Here is a 16885-nt window from a genome sequence, read left to right on the forward strand (position 1 = left end):
AAACTTCTGTTCCCAAAGATGGGATTTTACATCCGCTTGAATCTTGAGGCCAACGGCGCCGTTCCGCGTCAAGTGGCAGCCGAAGTAGTAATTCCCGGTCAGGAAGCGCTCAAGCTTAGCTCTTTAGGGACGGAGGCAATTGAAAAGGCATTCAAGGACTCTTTTTCAAATAATTTGCCGCTCGTAGGCATAATTTTTAAGGGAGTCGCGGCCCCTCTTCCGATAACGGAGTCTGGTATCGCCGAGTTGCGAGTCAACGTGGACGGGCGTGAGCAAATCTGTGCGACACTAAATATTAAAATCAGCTAGTCTTGCTCCAACGCTTCGCAGCCGCTTTCTTCGCAATATCTGAACGTTTCTCCGCCGTCATCCCGGCGGCCCGCGCCTTGCCGCCCATGCGCCCCAGCGCCACGGCGGCGGCGTTCTTCCCGTCGTCGGTGGTTGCCGTTTCGTTGATCTCCCCGGTGGCTATCCGGGCAATCATGATGGCGTTGCCGATTGCGTCGGCGGGGCGCTTTTCGCCTTTAGGACCTCGGGGCATCAAAACGGCTCCGCTAACGATTTATCGATCAGAATATCGTCTCCATTTAGCAGCCGGTAATTGGTCGCATTCTCGGCTGTCCCGATGAGCGCCAGCCAAGAATACATCTCCAGCTTGGCGTCACGCAGGTTGGTCGCCTCAAGCGGGTGTCTTGCCGACACGATTTCTCCGGGTGCGTAGATCTCGACCGTAAACATGTACTCGGGTTCCCTTCTGCTTTCCGCTAAGCATAACACGGTGGCGGGAGCGGCGAAACCGAGCGTCAAGACGGATTATTTTCAAACTGAGACACTACCAATTTCGGCGTGGCCCAGCCGCAGGCTTCCGTCGGAAACCGTCGCCCGATTTTCCGGCGATCGCAGGGCGACGCATTGACGACAGGGCAGACACGCATTGGCGCGAACCGCGCCGTCAGCGCGACGGCGACCGGTCCGAAATCGTCATGACCGCAGTAGCCGCCACCAACCCGCCGAAGCTGAAGGCGAAGCTGCCATAGAGCAGCAGCAGCCCGATCCAGCGGTCGTCGGCGCGCAGCAGCAGCGCGCGCAGGCCGGCGAGGTCGATGGCCAGGATCAGGGTCGCGCACAACACGCCGGCGGCCATGCCCAGCGCCCAGTTGACCATCACCAGCCGGACCACCGAGCGCATACGAGGTTCGCGCGGCGGCGAGGTCAGTTCAACCGCACTGCCCGGCGATACCTCCATTCCGACGGCGGGGCATCGCCGAGCTGTTTCATTCTGAAACATTTTTATCGACGAACGGGAACCTTGGACATAGGTTTGCGGTATCATCGTCCGATTCATGGCAACTTCCGGTGATGAGAACAATTTTACTCTCGCCTGAGTGACGATTTTCCGTGCCCCGCTTTTACTTTCACATTGTCGCCGGAAGCGTCGTGCTCGACGACGTCGGCACCATCCTCGAAGACGCCAAGGCAGCCCAGCAGCACGCAAGAACGCTGGCGAGCAATTTGCGCGACAATCACGCGCTCACCTCCGGCACCATCGTGGTCGAGGATGAGGACGCCGGGCAGACTGTTCGAAGTGCCGCTGGCCGGCCTGTTCAGCTAAACGCCGGTCGCCTGTCCGGACTGCACAGCATTGCCTCCTGGCGGATAGCTTGCGTCAGGCGGACTTTGCGGCCAGCCTGTGGCCGCGCGACCGCTCCGTTTGGCGGCCGCACCATCCGACCCGGGGACGCCGATGATCCATCCCGCCGTCAAATTCGAGTTCGAACGCACCGTCCGGGATTACGCCAAATGGCTCGTCGTCGACGCCGACGACCGCTCGCCGGCGGCCGCGTGGTGGTGGAGCCCAGCGCTCGCCGTGTATCGTGAACAGGACGAGATGCCGGTGGCATGGGCCCACGCCATGGCGTTGCCGTCGGGCGCCAGCTACGGGGACGCGGCCCGCGTGCTGCTCGATGCGCTGGCCGGGCAGGCCGCCCTGCCCTGGCCGGAAGAATTTCCGCGTCGCTACCGGCCCAGACCGGCCGACGAGATCGCGACCGGCTAGTTCGCGTTGTTGCCGGTCCTGGTGCGCGGTTTCGCGACGGTCGCCTTCGGCGCGTCGTTGCGCACCGTTCCCCACGGGTCGGCCGCCGCCTTGGCGTCGGGAATCTTCCGGAGCGACTCGCGATAGGCCTTGTCGGCAATCGCGTCCTGTTCCTTCTCCTCGGGGCTCCTGGTCTTGACCTCAGGCATCAGGTTGACCGTGGGAGACTGGGCATAGGCTGGAACAGCCAGGAGGGCGAGCAGCGCTGCGGCGCGAAGAACTTTCATACGGATGCTCCATGGAAACATGCGCGGTCTATACCATCGCAGCTCCGGTGACGCCAACCTCCAGCGCAAAAGGCGCAGAACGAACTGTGTCGCGCCGTTGCTGGAAGGGGCGCTCAGAGATGGTCCGACCTGCAGGATTGCGACGGCTGCAACCAGTCATCCCAGATCGGGCCATATCTGGTGCAGCCGGACAGCGCTACGCCGAGCGCAACGATGCTGAAAACGATCCGCAAACATCTGACCATCGCATACGCCTTCCGATGAGCGCGCATCATAGGAGCGCGACAAAGGCGTTTTCAGGCCGGCACACTCCCGCGCTCAGTAGCGCCCGCGCCCTGGGCTGCCGTGACCGCGGCCAGTTCCGCCATAGCCACCGCCGATCGCACCGCCGACCGACAGACCCGGCATCGGTCCGTCATAGGGCGGCGGCGGGCGACGGACGATCACGATGTCTTCCTCGTCGTCCGGCGCGCGCATCCGTCGCGGTGGCGAGCGATCGGTGACCCGCTTCGGCGGATCGGTCTCGGCGCGCTTCTTCGGCGGCAGATCGGCCTTCTTCGGCGCGCCGCACGGGCAGGTCGGCGCCGCCAGCGCCACGTTGGTGGGTTGCGCCGGCGCGGACGACGCTGCACCGAGCGGGTCGGGCCGGTTGCGCAGGCGATCTTCCAGCTTGCGCGCGGTGACGGTGAGATCGCTGTCGGGAAACAGCTTCAGAAATTCACGGTAGCCGGCCGCGGAGTTGGCGATCACCGCATTGTTCCACGCCACCATGCGGCGATGGCGGTCCAGCCATTCGCGCGCCTGCTGGCTGAACGGCGGCTGCGCATACAGGCCGACAAAGGCCTCATAGGCTTCGTCGCTGCCGTCGGAGACGATCAGGTCGTTGGCGGCCTCGACCGGCTTGCCCTTCAACTCCTGCCGCCATTGCTCGACGCTGCGCCTTGCGACGGAGATTTTCGCGGCGCCGGCGGCGGCACCGAACAGGCTGAAATCGTCCACCAGCGAAGAACTCTCCCACGGCGTCTGCCGTCCCTCGGTGGCGTGGTTGACCGACAGCCGGACCCGCTTCAAGGCCTCTTCGATCGGCAGGCCGGGTTCGCGTCCCGCGATCAGCAGCGCCGTCGTATAGGGACTGTTGCCGCCGTTGCCATCCTCGGCCGCCGCGCCCGGCGATGTCGAGAACGACAGCAGCGTACCAGCCGCACCGATCCTGGCATCGACCAGCGCCAGACCGCGGCCGGCGGTCTTGTTGATATCGGGAAACGGATTGTTGCGGCACGCATCGAGCAGGATGATGCGGCTCTTGCTCGGCACCGCGGTCAGCGTGTTGAGCACGTCGTTGAGGCGCACCGCTTGCAGCGGAATATCGGTCTCGCGCTTCGGGTCGATGTCGACGGGCACCAGATAGTTCTCACCGTCGATCTGCAGGCCGTGGCCGGCGTAGAACACCAGCGCGACCGTATCGGGCCCCTTGGTTGCCAGGGTCGCGGCGAAGGCGCCGACCGCGTCGCGCAACGCGTTCTGCGTGAGATCGGATGCGGACTGCACCTCGAAACCGGCGTCGCCGAGCAGCTGGGCGATCGCTTTGGCGTCGTTGGCAGGGTTCGGCAGCGGCGTCACGGTCCGGTAGGCCGACTGCCCGATCACTAGCGCGATGCGGTTCTCGGCCAGAGCGCCGTGGGCGCCGAGCATGACGCAGGCGGCGGCGACCAAGTTGCACAGCAAGGCACGGCGCATCGGACATCCCCTCTTCCGGCGCCATTCCCCGCCGCGGCCCACAGGCGATCCGGCGTGATCGCCGCAGTCGTGCAGTGCCGCGACATGCCGCCGCTTGCGATGGGTCGTCGCGATCGCCCGCAAGGTTCAGGGCGAGCGGAGATTCACTTGTTCTTTTTGGCGGGCGCGGCCGGCGCGACGCCGCCCCAGGGATCGTACTTCTCTTTCGGATCCGGGATGCGTTCGAGCGCTGCCTTGTAGGCCTTTTCGTCGATCTTGGGCCCCTGCGGCGCCTTCGCACCTTCGGCGCCTTGATTGCGCTTGCCCCCCATCTGCGCCGCGGCCGGGGTCGCCAGCAGGATGGCTGCGACGGCGAGCAGTATTCGACTTTTCATCGCTCATTCTCCGGTGTGCGGATCATCTGGTAACCGAAAAAACACGGCGGCGCGACCTCAACCGCGGCGACGCTCACTTGCCGGCCCGGCTGTATCGCTCCACAAACACACGGTCGCCGGCCGTCCGCGGACTTCACAGGCCGTTAAATATGCCGCCGCCTTCGCCGGAATGATGGCGTCATTTCGTCCGTCCAGATCCGGATTCAGGGTACCATGTGACAAATGCGGCGATGCCAGCCCAAATGGCGACAGGTATCGCGAACAGCGGTTGAGACGTGGTGAAGGCCGGAAATCGTGCTGAAATGGATGGCTCCCTGAGCGATGCGGTCGATTCGACCGCCGCACAGGGTCGTCGCGCGCCTTTGCCGCTGCTGACGGCGATCGCCCCCGAACCATGGCGTGTCCTCGCCGCGCGCGCGATCGAGCCGAATGGATACTACCTTCCCGACTGGGAGCTGGCGGTGAACGCCTCGGCGCGCGGGCGCACCGGCGTACACGTCCTGACCGCCTGGAGCCACGCCGCTGACACCGGTCACGACACCGCGCCGCGCCTGTCCGGCCTGTTGCCGGTCGTCTCGGCTTGGGACGCCTACAGGCTGCCCCTCCAGGCACTGGTGAGCGCCGATCCCTATGGCACGCTGGGCACGCCGCCGATCGACCGCGACATCGCGACTGAGGCCATCTCCGGTTTGCTGCAGCGGGCCCGCACCGCCGGCGCGCACGCGCTGGTGCTGCGCAACATGTCGCTCGACGGCCCGGCCATGCAGGCATTCACCGAAGTGCTGCGACAGCAGGGCCTCGCACCGCGCGTGCTGCAGTCCCACGCCCGCGCTTGTCTCGATGCGACGCGCGACGCCGACGACCTGCTGCGCGACGCGCTCGGCACCAAGAAGCTGAAGGAACTGCGGCGGCTGCGCAACCGTCTGGCCGAACATGGCGACGTGACCTTCAGGGTGGCGCGAACGCCGGCCGACGTCAGCACCGAGCTGGAAGTGTTCCTGGAGCTGGAGGCGAGCGGCTGGAAGGCCAAGCGTGGCACCGCGCTGCGCCAGGATGAGGGCGACGCCGCCTTCATCCGCCGCGCGACCGCGGCGCTGGCCGCGCACGATCGGTGCGAGATCGTTATCCTGCGCGCCGGCGCGACGCCTGTCGCCGGCGCGATCGTGCTGCGACACCAGGACCGCGCGTTCTATTTCAAGATCGGTATCGACGAACGCTTCGCCAAACTGTCACCGGGCGTCCAACTGACACTCGACCTGACCCGCCACCTCTGCGCGGACCCCTCCATCCGAACGGCCGACTCCACCGCCAATGCCGGCCATCCGATGATCGATCCGATCTGGCGCGACCGGCTGTCCATCGGCGATGTGCTGCTTCCGTTGCGCCGGCGCGATCTGCAGGTCGAGCTTGTTCATGCCGCGCTGGCAGCGCGCCTTCTATGCCGGGGAGCGCTGCGCGGCGGCCTTCATGCATTCCGGAAAGTTCTGCACAGAATGCGCTGAAGCCAGTGCGGGCCGTCGGCCGCCTTACTCCGCGGCCTGCGCATTAACCTCGGCCGATACCTGCCGGATGGCACGGGCGAGCTGATCGGCGGGTTGCGCGCCGGAGATCGCATACTTCCCCGCGAGCACGAAGGTCGGCACGCCGGAGATGCCCTTGTCGGACGCCTCCTTGGCCTGCTCCGAGATCAGCGTCACGTCCTCGTCGGTGGCAAGCCGCCGGCGCACCGCCTCGCCATCGAGGCCGCAATCCGCTGCCGCCTGGACCAGCGTCTCGGACTGGGTGAGATCGCCGCCATCGCGAAAATACAGTTCCATCAGCCGCTGCTTCACCGCGGCGGATTTTCCCGACGCCTCGGCCCAGTGGATCAGGCGGTGGCAATCGATGGTGTTGGGCTGGCGCTTTACCGAATCCGGCCGATAGCTCAGTCCCTCTTCATCGGCGGCAGCAACCACGCGTCCCGCGATGCCCTTGTAGGCCTCGACCGAACCGAACTTGGTTTCAAGGTAGGTGGAGCGATCGATGCCCTCACGCGGAATCCACGGATTGAGAAAAAACGGCCGCCAGTTCACCTCGACCGGAACATCGGGCGTCAGTGCCAGCGCATTCTCGATGCGACGCTTGCCGATGTAGCACCATGGACAGACCACGTCGGAAACGATGTCGATCTGGAGCGGCTTGGTCGTGCTCATCAGCGGGTCCTCTCTGTTGGCCAAAACATAAGTGAAGCGCAGCAGGCCGGCAAGGCAGGCCAGTCCAGATCACAACCCGGATCGCCGCTCCGGCACAGCAATCGAACACGCACTTTTTGAGAACCGCCCACGCACAACTTGATCTGACGCAAAGCCCGTCACGAACCAGAAGATATGACCATATGACTGAATAAAAAGGGGCTTGAGACTATGTGGCTTACTGGTGATGACTTTCGCATCAAGGCTGAAAACTTCGACCTGACAAAGGGGCTGAACATTCTCCGCATCATTTGCGGTGCATTTCTATTCCCACATGTCGCCGGAAAATTCGCGGCGGGCGCGGTGTCCGCAGGGACTGCCGGCTTCTTCGCCAAGGCGGGCTTTCATCCGCCGGAGGTCTGGGTGCTGATCGCCGCCGCCGCCGAAACAGCCGCGGGGGTGGCGCTGGTGCTCGGCATCTGCACACGCTTCGTCGCGCTGGGTGCTGTCGCACTGCTGCTGTTCGCCGTCTATGCGCTACAGGTTGTGAAGGGCTTCGGCTGGACCTGGAATACCGGGGGCTATGAATATCCGGTGTTCTGGGCAATCGCTTCACTGGTTGTCGCCATCGAGGCATGGAAAGAGAAACTGAAGCAGGCGGTCCCGGCGCGCGCCGACGGTGCCGTCAAGCTAGCCTGAATCCCGCACAGGCCAAGAATAGACGAAACATGCCCGGCGGTCGCCAGCGACCGCCGGGCATTTTTACGTAGCCAAGCGACCTCAGCAGACGGCGCTAGCCCGGTCGCAGATGCCGACCTGACGCTCGGCACGATGCCGTCAAAGCACGACACCTCCTGCTATCCATTTTTGATACCAAGCTTGGAGATGGATGCGGCGCGGGCCGTGATCCGCTTGATTTGCTAGCTGGCGACCGATATCAAAATACCGCTTACTATCTCCAGAGAATCCTGACGTTCCAACACAACCTGATTCGCCCGGCCGCGACACGGCTACGCCACAGACAGCCTTGACTGCAGGGGTCCATCGCTATGTCGGTGCGTATCAAATTCATCGTCGCGCTGCTCGTGACCAGCCTCGCCTCGGTGGCCTTGGTCGGCTTGGTTGCGCATCAGCGCTTGATGGAAAAGTTTGAGAACATCGTGCTGACGCGTGCCGCGCAGAACTTCCGTCGCGATGTGGCATCCTATTGGCTCACCTACGGCTCCTGGGACGAGGGGCAGAAGGTGGAGACGTTCCGCCACTTCTCGCAGCGACGCCTGGCGATGATGCGGCAATCGCGCCCGATCGATCCTGAACCCGCTCACCGCTACGCCATCGATTCTGGCGGACCGGCCGAGGCGGCGGCCATTCCACCGTGGTCGGCGACAAGTGCCGACGCCTTGCCGGCCGGTCCGCCCGGTCAGACCCCTGTCAATCGCGGCGAGCCTCCTTTCCGGTTCATCCTGTTCGATCTGGCGGGGCGCGTCCTGAGCACGCAGCACGAACCCGGGCGCGCCATATTGCCTGAGGAACAACGACGGTCGATCCCGGTCGTCGTCGGAGGCAAGATCGTCGCCTTCGCCTCGCCGCTAGGAATCATGAATTTCTCCCCCGCGGATCGCTCCTATATCGCCGCAGTTTGGGATGCCAATTCATGGGGTATGGCAGCGGCGGCGCTGATGGCCATCGGTCTCGGATTGCTTATAGGCAACGGTATGAGCAAGTCGCTGCGCCAACTGACTTGTGCGGTCAATGCCATGCAGAACGGGACCCTGGATCAGCAGGTCAACATTACGTCACGCGACGAAGTCGGTGTTCTGGCGCACGCCTTCAACGCCATGAGCCGCGACCTCGCCGCAAGCCACCGCAAGCTGCTGGAATCGCATCTCACGATCAGCCGGCAGGCCGAACAGCTTGCCGAAATGGCTATTCGCGACTCGCTTACCGGACTGCACAACCGTCGTCACTTCGACGACGTAGCGCAGGCGATGTATGACCAGTCGCAAAGATATGGCCATCCCTTCGTGATCGTCCTCGCCGATATCGATCACTTCAAGCGCATCAACGACGGGTTTTCACACGCCACGGGCGACGCCGTGCTGCGCGAGGTCGGGATGTTGTTGTGCCGGCATATCCGTTCGTCGGACATCGTTGCGCGCTATGGCGGCGAGGAATTTGCCTTTGCCTTCCCCGAAAGCACCATCGACGCTGCCGTGGACTGTTGCGAGCGGCTGCGGAACGACATCGCTTCCCATTCCTGGCGGACTATCCACCCCGATCTGGCCGTCACCATGAGCTTCGGCGTCACCGCCGACATGTCCGCCGGTGGCGTGGAGGGTATGATCGCCGCAGCCGACCACCTGCTTTATGCGGCGAAGGTCCAAGGTCGCAATCGGGTGTGCCGGTACGATCGACACGAAGCCCCCGTCGCCGAAGTGACCGCCGAACCGGCGCTGCAAAGTCAATAGGCGTTGCCGCCCTTGTGTTACGGGCGCGGCACCGCGGTCGGCTGCTTCGCCTTTAATTTGGCGAGTGCTTTGCGGATCGGCCCAAACGGGCCGTAGGTGTGCTGCCTTTCGCTGAACCCGTCCGCATAGGGTCCGTAAGGCGCATCCACCGGCTTCTTCGACAGGTCGGGGAAATCCTTGTCGAGCCCGGACTTCACCGGGCGCGGCTGCGAGATCATGTAGGCGGCGAGATCCCAGGCCTGTTCGCCGGTCAGCCGCGGATTCAGATAGTCGGCGCCGTGCGGCATGTTGGAGTGCAGGAAGTTTGCCGCGGTGATCAGCCGCGCCATGCCGGCGCCGTTGTTGAAACTGTCCGGTCCCCACAGCGGCGGCATCATGTAGCCGAGATCGGTGGTCGGCAGGCTGCGGCGGATCCCGGAGCCGTCGGTGTTGTGGCACGACTGGCATTTCTCGACATAGAGCGCATTGCCGCGCACCGGATCGGCAGCGCCCTTCAGCTCCGAGATCGACCCGACGCCCAGCCCCGGCAGGATTTTTCCGGCCGGCACACCGGTGGAGAGAAAGCGGATATAGGCGACGAAGGCCTGCATCTCCGCGCTGTCATTCGGCAAAGCGCGCCCGTTCATGCTGCGCAGCATGCAGGAGTTGACGCGATCCTCGATGGTGATCTCTGCGCCGAGCCGCGCGCTGTATTGCGGAAACAGTTCGAACAGGCCGAAGATCGGCAGACCGAACTTCTTGGTGCCGGCCTGCAGATGGCAATTGCTGCAGGCGAGATTGTTGCCGGCGTAGCGCTTGGCGGGATCGGAGACCTCGGGTCCGATATGGGCGTAGGTCGCGGTGACCAGATCGCGGCCGCGACGCACCAGCCGCCCGTTGTCGTCATCCGGCAAGGCGCCGACTTCCGGTGCGGTCCAGATCAGCGGCGGCGCATTTTGCGCGCGGGCCATTCCGGCGCCGAACAGGCAGGCGGCGATCGCTGCGAGGGCAAGCGAAACACGATGAGACTTGGCAGGAAATGACGGCATCGGCAGCCCGGTTGGAGGAGCTGCATCATGGACCATCCATGCCCGGCGCTGTCAATCAGCCGTCGAGGGCGGCGGCCATCGCCCGCAGTCGATCTGCAGTCGAGGCGTCCGCCGGAAAGAACGTCTCCACCGCAATCTCCGACAGGGTGATATCGAGCGGCGTGCCGAACATCATGGTGGTGGAAATGAAGCTGAGTACGTCGTCGCCGAGCCGCATGATGAACGGCACCGCCACCGTGTCGGCGGCCACCGGCCCGCGGCGCGCCGGCACCGGATAGGCTTTCAACTCCTGGTGCAGCCGGATCAGTTCGGGATCCGCGGTGGCCTCGCACTGGCGGTGCAGCCGCTCCAGCAGATGCGCGCACCAGTCGCCGAGATTGACGGTGCGCGACGCCAGCGCCTCCGGATGAAAGCTGAGCCGCAGCACGTTGAGCGGCTGCCCCAACAGGCGCGGCGCGATGCCCTCCAGCAGCGGCATCACCATGCGGTTGGCCGACACCAGATTCCAGTGCCGGTCGATCGCCAGCGCCGGATTCGGCTCGTGCGCCTTCAATACCAGATCGATCGCCTGCCGCGCGGCCCGCAGCGCCGGATCGTCCAGCGCGCGCTGCGGAAACGCGGGCGCAAAGCCCGCTGCGACCAGCAGCACGTTGCGCTCGCGCAAGGGCACCTCAAGCCGCTCGGCGAGCCGCAGCACCATGTCGCGCGACGGTGCGGCCCGGCCGGTCTCGACGAAGCTAAGGTGGCGGGTGGAGATCTCGGCATCGCCGGCCAGATCGAGCTGGCTGAGCCGGCGGCGCTGCCGCCAGGCGCGCAAGTGCTCGCCGATGCGGGCGGGGCGGGTGGCCGATGCGGCGGTGGCGAATGGCGTTGTCATGGCCAAAAATTAGCACGCGATTTTCGCAGCTTCCATGACCCCGCAGGTAATCGATTTGCCGCCACGGCCGGATCATCTTTGGAGCGTCAACGCTCAACCGAAGGAGACCCCGATGATCATCCCCTCCCCTATGCTTCGTCTCGCACTCCAGGCCGACGCCGCCGCGAGCGGCGCCATGGCGCTGCTGCTGACCTTCGGCGCAAGCATGCTGGCGCCGCTGTTCGGCCTGCCCGAGCCGCTGCTGCTGGAGTCCGGGCTGTTCCTGATCGGCTATGCCGCGCTGGTCGGCTGGCTCGGCAGCCGGGCTACCCTGCCGCAGGCCCTGGTGCTGCTGATCATTATCGGCAACGCGCTGTGGACGCTCGGCAGCATTGCGCTGCTGTTCAGCGGCGCGGTGACGCCGACTTTGCTCGGCAAGGCCTTTATCGCCCTGCAGGCCGCCGCGGTCGGGGTATTCGCCGAACTGCAGTATCTCGGACTGCGGCGCAGCGGCAGCGCGCAAAACGCCTAAGCTGCGGCGCGGGCCTTGCCTGCCTTCTTGGCCTTGGCCGTCGCGGTTGCCGCGGCGGCCTTCTTCTTTCCGGCCTTCGCCTTCACGGCGTGGCCATTGGCGAGCTTTTTAGCCGCGCCGTTCAGCTTGGTCTTGTCCGCCTGCCGGGCTGCCTTCTTCTCAGCCTTGACCTTCAATGCCAGCTTTTCGGCGCGGGCCTCGGCGCGCTTCTTCTTGCGCTTCTTCTCGCAGGAATCGCACTTGCAGCCGATCGGCTTCAGGTATTCCTTGAAGTATTCAGTGCCGTAATCGTAGTTGATTTCCTCGCCCGGCTCGATGTTCTTGATCGCCCGAATGGTGATCTTGAGTTTCCGCGTATTGACGTCGGATTCCGCATTCGGCTTGCAGGCGTGATTGATGTAGCGCGCGATGTTCTTGCGCACGGAGCCATCGACGGTCCAGCGCTTGGTGATCTGGAACAGATACTTGTTCTCGACCGCATCGTCCTTCTTCTTGTTGCAGTCGAGCATCGGACCGAAATAGCGGATGATCTTGCTGCCCTTCTTGATCGGCTGGGTGGCGAACAGGCCGAGGCCAGTCCTGGAGCGACCGACGCGGTAGGGCTTGCTTGAAAGGACGGGCATGATGGACAGGACTGACGCTGCTGGGGACAAGGGGACGATGACGCATGGTTTTAGAGCGATTCCGCCTCCCATGTCAGCCGCTCCGGTGAACCTTCCCCAGCTTGTGACCGTCAAAGGGGCATATTCCCAAGGGATTACTGCCTATGTCACTGCTGCCCGGCCTGCCCCGATCTGCCGCCCTGCTCGGCGTGGCCATCGCCATGTTCGGCGGGGTCTGTGCGCAGGCCCAGACCTTCAGCAGCGCCTATAGCTCGGCATCGGAGAAAGACTGCCGCAAGATCGCGGCGTTCAAGGTCGACGACGATGACTACGCATCCGAACGGGTCTGTGCGGGCCCCAAGGGCCTGGTGGTGCTGAAGCAGGAAGACGATATGCGCGAGACCGTCTCGGTCGGCCGCACCGCCAAGGCTGCGGGGCTGGAGCCTGCCGCCGGACAAGGCTTCGGGCCGTTCAACTCGACCACCGACACCGTCGAATGGCGCCTCAACGCCAAGGGCAAGCCATTCGCCATGATCCTGCGCTGGCACATCGCCGATAATAACGATCCGGACAAGAACGGCCGGCCGCAGACCAAGCAGATGCTGGTGGTGACGCGGCTGCCGCCCGGCGCCGCCTGCCATGTCGCCTATGTGGACGTGACGGCCAATCCCGATGCCAACGATTTGGCACGCAAGGCCGCCGACGAGGGCGCCAAGAAGTTCGATTGCCGCAAGGACAGGGTTGCCGTGCTCGGCAGCCGCGGCCGTGCCATCGAACTGGCGATGCCCCGCTAATGCCGGTCAGTTCCGGTCCGGGAACGGTTGCGCGGAGGTCGCGCTCGGCCCTGATCTCAATCCGGCTTGACCACGGTGATCTTGAGCATCTCGACGAACAGGGCCTCGGCGTCGGTCCCCTCCGGCAGCCGGCTCAGGATGTCGGTCAATCGACCGTCGAGGGCCAGCATGGTGTAGCCGTGGACCAGCGACCAGGCGCGGGCAATCTGCGCCGCCTGCTCGATGGTCAGCGCCTCCGCATCGATATGATCGTCGCGCCGTGCGCCGACCACGCTGGCCAGTCCCGCGAACGATGCATTGGCGGCCTCGCGGAGCGCAGGACGGGTCATGTCGAGCCGTTCGGTACGGAACATCAGCAGATACATGCCGCGATGTTCGCGGGCATAAGCGAGATAGGCCTTGGCACGCGCCAGCGCGCTTTGCAGCGGCGTCGCGCCGGTGGCGCCGGCGGCCACCATGGCGGCGTTGAAACTGCGAAAGCCGATGGCCGCGAGTTCGCTGACCAGCCCGCTGAGATCGCCGAAATGATGAGTCGGAGCAGCGTGCGACACGCCCGCCTCGCGGGCCACGGCGCGCAGCGTCAAGCCTTGCAGGCCGTCGCGTTCGAGCACGATCTCGGCTGCTTTCAGCAACGCCTCCGGCAGATCGCCGTGGTGGTAGCTGTCGCCCGCAGCAGGCGGATTGGTCGCGCCGGCCGACCCACCACCTCGTGTCGGCGCTGCTTTCCTCGCTGAACGGGGCTTTGCAGGAGCTGTGCGGCGGGTGGTCGGTCCGGAGGTCATAGATCCCTTATAAGGCGCCATCTAGACACTGTAAAGATTTTGCTTGACGGCACCCGGGACGCCGTTCTAGTGTATCTTTACATTGTAAAGATAACTCGGCGGAAACTGCCATGACCTTGCTCCTGAACCTCATCCGCAAACTGACGACCGGCTTCGTTTCAACCCTCGCCTTCTTCGCGGCCTTCGCCGTGGCCGGCGACGTTGTGGTTGCGGCAGGTATCGCCGTCACCGGCGCCATCGTGCAATTTGTTCTCGCCATGACCGCACAGAACCGGCCTGGCGTGGTCGGGTGGACGGCAAGCCTCGCGAGCCTGACCGTTGTGGTCGCCCTGACCGGTGCGACTCTGGCCGGCGAAACCGCCGCCGCGTCGCAGTGGTCACCCACCTCCGTCAGCTGTACCACGCAGCATTGCGCCTGCCAGAAGGCGCTTGCAATCTGACGTTACGGTTGCCGACAATCGTCCTGATCACTACGCTTCACTCGACGAACAAAGCGTCCGAAGGACCGCAGATGGCCAACGTCCTCCGCCAGCTCTTTGTCGATTTCTTTTCGGCTATCGTGTTCCTGGCCGTCTATGCCGTCACCGGCGACGTGCTGATCGCGACAGGCGTGGCCATCGCGGGCAGCATCGCGCAGTTCGTTCATGCCCGCCTCACCGGCAAAAAGCTCGAATTTATGACTTATGCGATCCTGGCCGTGGTCGTCGTGCTGGGCTGCGCAACACTTCTGACCAGCGATCCGCGCTTCGTGCTGATGAAGCCGAGCATCGGGCATTTCGCCGTCGGTCTGGTGATGTTGCAGCGCGGCTGGATGCTGCGCTATCTGCCGCCGATCGTCACCGACAACATTCCCGAATACGCCAACGCGGCCGGCTACGCCTGGGCCGCGCTGATGTTTGCGCTCGGCATCGGCAACATCGCAATCGCGATGACCGGGGACATCAAGCTGTGGGCGTTCTATATTTCAGTGGTTGCCATCGGCGCCAAGATCGTCGCCTTCGCCATCCAGTACGTCGTATTCCGCGTCATCATTGCGCGCCGCCTGCGGGCTGCCGCAACACGCGCCTGATTGCTCTCACCTACCGCCGTCAGCGCAGGCGATTCGGCGTCAGAGAAAATTGTAGAAGATGATTCCGTTGATTGCGCTTGCCGTGGCCAGCAGCGCCACCAGCATCGCATTTATCCTCAGAGCATGGGTCATTGTGAGCGGCTTTCGAATCGCAGGGATCTCGAGTGCCCCAGTTGAACAGGATGCGCGCGGCCGTCACCGCTTTTCTTTTTCGCAGTCACCCTTGCGAGTCCCGGCAGAATCGAGTCCCGGAACCTTCGCTCGGGCGACCTCGATCGGTGAATGACAAGCCACCGTCGCCCCATCACATCGCAACAGTTCAAGGACAGGCAGTTACGCCCCGATCTCGATCGTCCAACCCGGACATGGAAGGGCCTTTGGTCGGGCTGGCATAACAGCCCGACCCCACGTAATAATTGCGTCACAGATTGAGCAACAATCCCATGCTGATGCATCGGTTACGATGATATTGACCATTTCGATTGCGGTCGCCGTCGGCGCCCTTTGGCTGGCAGAGCGCAGCTTCGCGCATCTCGGGTTTGCGATCGCGGCACTGTGCTTCAATGCGGCGCTGATCCTGCTCGTTGTCGCAGACCTCGAACGTGCGATCCTGCTCAGCGCAATTCTGACGATCGCCATCTTCGGCGCATCGCGCGTCAAGTATAGTCACAGCGGTTTGAAATTGATCGTGACGGATTTTCCGCTGATGTTTGCGGGCACCGTGCCGTTCTTCGTGATTCAGTATCCGCTTGCGGTCGCAGCGGTGATCGCGGGTGGCATTGGGTTCGTACTCGCCGCCGGCGCGGCTTCGCTCTACGTCACCGGGACGCCAGTGTCGTTCGAACTTCGCGTTCTCATCGTCGCCGTTGCCTTCGTCGCCCTGGCGGCAACTTATCGGATCAGCGGCGGGCCCGGCGCGTTTCAGCGCATCGCAGCCCAGCCGCGTTGTTTCTTCTCGACCTTCATCGCGTCGCTGCTCGATCCGTTTTCCTGGCGGCCGGTCGGCGGGCTGGCGCTGATCGACATCGCCAGCGAGCAGCCGCCCCTGATGCCGCCTGCCGCGGCGCGTTCGCCCGATAGTCCCGACATCATCGTCATCCAGCATGAGTCGATCTTCGATCCCCGCATCTACGGGCTGCCGGTCGAGCCCCTTGTCGAGGGATTTCTGTCGCCCCCTGCTGGCCGCTCGGGACATCTCAACGTCGACATTTTCGGCGGCGGATCGTGGCAATCCGAATTCAGCCTGCTCACTGGCCTTTCCAGCGCGAGCTTCGGCTCGAACGCCTATTTTCTTTTCAAGCGGGGTGTCGGCCGGTTCAAAAACACCCTGCCGCATGCGCTCGCCGCACTCGGCTACAAGACGACGCTGACATCGAGCTGCCGTCGCAGCTTTCTCAACTATGACGAATTCTATTCCGCCATCGGCATGGGCGAACGGATCTTCACCGACGATCTTCCAGCGCCGTTCGACGTCGACCGCTTCGAAACGACCAACTCCGATGCGATGTTTCTCGACGCCGCCGTTGCGGCGCATGCACAGCGCATCGCAGGCGACGCCGCGCCGCAGTTTCTGTATCTGCTGACCAACTTCAACCACGGCCCTCACAGCCGCCGGCTGGTCGCGCCCGGGCAATTCGAGGGCGAACGCGCCTTCGCCACCGCCAGTCTTCCCGATACGCAGTATGCGGAGTACTACGCCCGCCTTGCGGAAACGGCCGCGACCTGGAGCAAGCTCAAGACAGAACTGGCAGCCCGATTTCCCGAACGCCCCATGCTGATTGTCCATTACGGCGACCATCAGCCTGTGATGACACGGCGGATCGAGGCAAAGCTCCGGCTAGCGGCCGACCCGCGACGCCAGTTTCGCACCTTCTACGCCATCGAGAGCTTGAACGATCGGTCAGGTCGCCTCGCCGCTGGCCGCGGCCCCGACCTCGACATCGCCTTTCTCGGAACCGTGGCCCTGCAGCACGCGGGTCTGCCGCTCGACGAGGTCTTTGCCACGCGCGCCAGCCTGCTTGCACATTGCGGCCAGGCCTATTTTGCGTCGCCGTCTGAACGAAAACGCCAATTTCACCGGACGCTGGTCGCGCGCGGCATCATCGATCTCGCGTGAGGACCGCGATTGTCGTCGTTTCACGCCATCGAAC

22 protein-coding genes and 1 pseudogene are annotated in these 16885 nt (G+C 64.1%); 11 read left to right on the forward strand and 12 right to left on the reverse strand.

Annotated features, from left to right (window positions below; translation table 11 throughout):
- The first annotated feature begins 18 nt into the window (after positions 1-18).
- Entirely contained in the window at positions 19-309 is a 291-nt protein-coding gene (locus tag ACUXVA_RS26805; protein ID WP_265082889.1) for a hypothetical protein, read from the forward strand.
- Here the strand turns inward: ACUXVA_RS26805 and ACUXVA_RS26810 are convergent.
- The 4 genes from ACUXVA_RS26810 to ACUXVA_RS26825 form a co-directional block, all read right to left on the reverse strand.
- Complete coding sequence (locus ACUXVA_RS26810; RefSeq protein ID WP_265082888.1) at positions 302-484, reverse strand: RNA-binding protein; 183 nt, start codon at positions 482-484, stop codon at positions 302-304. The two genes, ACUXVA_RS26805 and ACUXVA_RS26810, sit on opposite strands and share 8 nt — an antisense overlap.
- A gap of 56 nt (positions 485-540) precedes the next feature.
- Positions 541-738 carry a hypothetical protein gene (locus tag ACUXVA_RS26815; RefSeq protein WP_265082887.1) on the reverse strand — a complete coding sequence of 66 codons (198 nt, stop codon included), beginning with the start codon at positions 736-738 and terminating at the stop codon, positions 541-543.
- A 214-nt stretch (positions 739-952) separates the two neighbouring features.
- A complete protein-coding gene (locus ACUXVA_RS26820; protein ID WP_265082886.1) occupies positions 953-1189 on the reverse strand; it encodes a hypothetical protein in 237 nt (78 codons plus the stop codon).
- Between the two features lie 182 nt (positions 1190-1371).
- Complete coding sequence (locus ACUXVA_RS26825) at positions 1372-1527, reverse strand: hypothetical protein (RefSeq protein WP_445493390.1); 156 nt, start codon at positions 1525-1527, stop codon at positions 1372-1374.
- On the opposite strand from ACUXVA_RS26825, the gene ACUXVA_RS26830 reads away from it, so the two are divergent.
- Both ACUXVA_RS26830 and ACUXVA_RS26835 read left to right on the forward strand, forming a co-directional pair.
- Positions 1459-1878: a hypothetical protein gene (locus ACUXVA_RS26830; protein ID WP_445493360.1), complete on the forward strand. Its 420-nt coding sequence runs from the start codon at positions 1459-1461 to the stop codon at positions 1876-1878. The two genes, ACUXVA_RS26825 and ACUXVA_RS26830, sit on opposite strands and share 69 nt — an antisense overlap.
- Positions 1868-2056 (forward strand): hypothetical protein, encoded by a 189-nt coding sequence (locus ACUXVA_RS26835; RefSeq protein WP_445489169.1) that lies wholly within the window; start codon positions 1868-1870, stop codon positions 2054-2056. Before ACUXVA_RS26830 ends, ACUXVA_RS26835 begins: the two co-directional genes overlap by 11 nt.
- Here the strand turns inward: ACUXVA_RS26835 and ACUXVA_RS26840 are convergent.
- The 3 genes from ACUXVA_RS26840 to ACUXVA_RS26850 form a co-directional block, all read right to left on the reverse strand.
- Positions 2053-2322: a hypothetical protein gene (locus ACUXVA_RS26840; protein WP_265082883.1), complete on the reverse strand. Its 270-nt coding sequence runs from the start codon at positions 2320-2322 to the stop codon at positions 2053-2055. The genes ACUXVA_RS26835 and ACUXVA_RS26840 overlap by 4 nt on opposite strands.
- Positions 2323-2640: 318 nt before the next feature.
- Entirely contained in the window at positions 2641-4059 is a 1419-nt protein-coding gene (locus ACUXVA_RS26845; RefSeq protein ID WP_445489171.1) for a caspase family protein, read from the reverse strand.
- 143 nt (positions 4060-4202) lie between these two features.
- Positions 4203-4433 (reverse strand): hypothetical protein, encoded by a 231-nt coding sequence (locus ACUXVA_RS26850; protein ID WP_265082881.1) that lies wholly within the window; start codon positions 4431-4433, stop codon positions 4203-4205.
- 302 nt (positions 4434-4735) lie between these two features.
- On the opposite strand from ACUXVA_RS26850, the gene ACUXVA_RS26855 reads away from it, so the two are divergent.
- Positions 4736-5935, forward strand: a complete 1200-nt coding sequence (locus ACUXVA_RS26855) for a GNAT family N-acetyltransferase (RefSeq protein ID WP_265083637.1) — start codon at positions 4736-4738, stop codon at positions 5933-5935.
- A gap of 24 nt (positions 5936-5959) precedes the next feature.
- On the opposite strand, the gene ACUXVA_RS26860 is transcribed toward ACUXVA_RS26855, so the two are convergent.
- Positions 5960-6625 carry a DsbA family oxidoreductase gene (locus tag ACUXVA_RS26860; protein WP_265082880.1) on the reverse strand — a complete coding sequence of 222 codons (666 nt, stop codon included), beginning with the start codon at positions 6623-6625 and terminating at the stop codon, positions 5960-5962.
- Positions 6626-6835: 210 nt separating this feature from the next.
- Between ACUXVA_RS26860 and ACUXVA_RS26865 the strand changes: the two genes are divergently transcribed.
- Both ACUXVA_RS26865 and ACUXVA_RS26870 read left to right on the forward strand, forming a co-directional pair.
- A complete protein-coding gene (locus ACUXVA_RS26865) occupies positions 6836-7303 on the forward strand; it encodes a DoxX family protein (RefSeq protein WP_265082879.1) in 468 nt (155 codons plus the stop codon).
- Between the two features lie 350 nt (positions 7304-7653).
- Entirely contained in the window at positions 7654-9072 is a 1419-nt protein-coding gene (locus ACUXVA_RS26870) for a diguanylate cyclase (protein ID WP_445489177.1), read from the forward strand.
- Between the two features lie 17 nt (positions 9073-9089).
- Here the strand turns inward: ACUXVA_RS26870 and ACUXVA_RS26875 are convergent, their stop codons facing one another.
- Both ACUXVA_RS26875 and ACUXVA_RS26880 read right to left on the reverse strand, forming a co-directional pair.
- Positions 9090-10100 (reverse strand): c-type cytochrome, encoded by a 1011-nt coding sequence (locus tag ACUXVA_RS26875; protein WP_265082876.1) that lies wholly within the window; start codon positions 10098-10100, stop codon positions 9090-9092.
- 55 nt (positions 10101-10155) lie between these two features.
- The gene (locus ACUXVA_RS26880) at positions 10156-10977 is read right to left on the reverse strand and encodes a helix-turn-helix domain-containing protein (protein ID WP_445489179.1); all 822 of its coding nucleotides are present in this window, start codon (positions 10975-10977) and stop codon (positions 10156-10158) included.
- Between the two features lie 112 nt (positions 10978-11089).
- On the opposite strand from ACUXVA_RS26880, the gene ACUXVA_RS26885 reads away from it, so the two are divergent.
- Positions 11090-11488: a hypothetical protein gene (locus ACUXVA_RS26885; RefSeq protein ID WP_265082874.1), complete on the forward strand. Its 399-nt coding sequence runs from the start codon at positions 11090-11092 to the stop codon at positions 11486-11488.
- 2 nt (positions 11489-11490) lie between these two features.
- Here the strand turns inward: ACUXVA_RS26885 and ACUXVA_RS26890 are convergent.
- Positions 11491-12111 (reverse strand): annotated as a pseudogene (locus ACUXVA_RS26890) (SET domain-containing protein); the annotation flags it as partial.
- A 143-nt stretch (positions 12112-12254) separates the two neighbouring features.
- Between ACUXVA_RS26890 and ACUXVA_RS26895 the strand changes: the two are divergent.
- Positions 12255-12884 carry a hypothetical protein gene (locus ACUXVA_RS26895; RefSeq protein WP_413776464.1) on the forward strand — a complete coding sequence of 210 codons (630 nt, stop codon included), beginning with the start codon at positions 12255-12257 and terminating at the stop codon, positions 12882-12884.
- A 56-nt stretch (positions 12885-12940) separates the two neighbouring features.
- Here ACUXVA_RS26895 and ACUXVA_RS26900 read toward each other — a convergent pair whose 3' ends face one another.
- Positions 12941-13666 (reverse strand): TetR/AcrR family transcriptional regulator, encoded by a 726-nt coding sequence (locus ACUXVA_RS26900; protein ID WP_265082872.1) that lies wholly within the window; start codon positions 13664-13666, stop codon positions 12941-12943.
- Positions 13667-13776: 110 nt separating this feature from the next.
- Here ACUXVA_RS26900 and ACUXVA_RS26905 point away from each other — a divergent pair, with 110 nt between their 5' ends.
- From ACUXVA_RS26905 to ACUXVA_RS26915, 3 genes are all read left to right on the forward strand, one after another.
- Complete coding sequence (locus tag ACUXVA_RS26905; RefSeq protein WP_265082871.1) at positions 13777-14106, forward strand: hypothetical protein; 330 nt, start codon at positions 13777-13779, stop codon at positions 14104-14106.
- A gap of 71 nt (positions 14107-14177) precedes the next feature.
- A complete protein-coding gene (locus tag ACUXVA_RS26910) occupies positions 14178-14735 on the forward strand; it encodes an inner membrane-spanning protein YciB (RefSeq protein WP_445489183.1) in 558 nt (185 codons plus the stop codon).
- Between the two features lie 463 nt (positions 14736-15198).
- A complete protein-coding gene (locus ACUXVA_RS26915) occupies positions 15199-16851 on the forward strand; it encodes a sulfatase-like hydrolase/transferase (RefSeq protein ID WP_445489184.1) in 1653 nt (550 codons plus the stop codon).
- Positions 16852-16885: the final 34 nt, after the last annotated feature.

This window comes from Rhodopseudomonas sp. RCAM05734 (genome assembly GCF_052658035.1).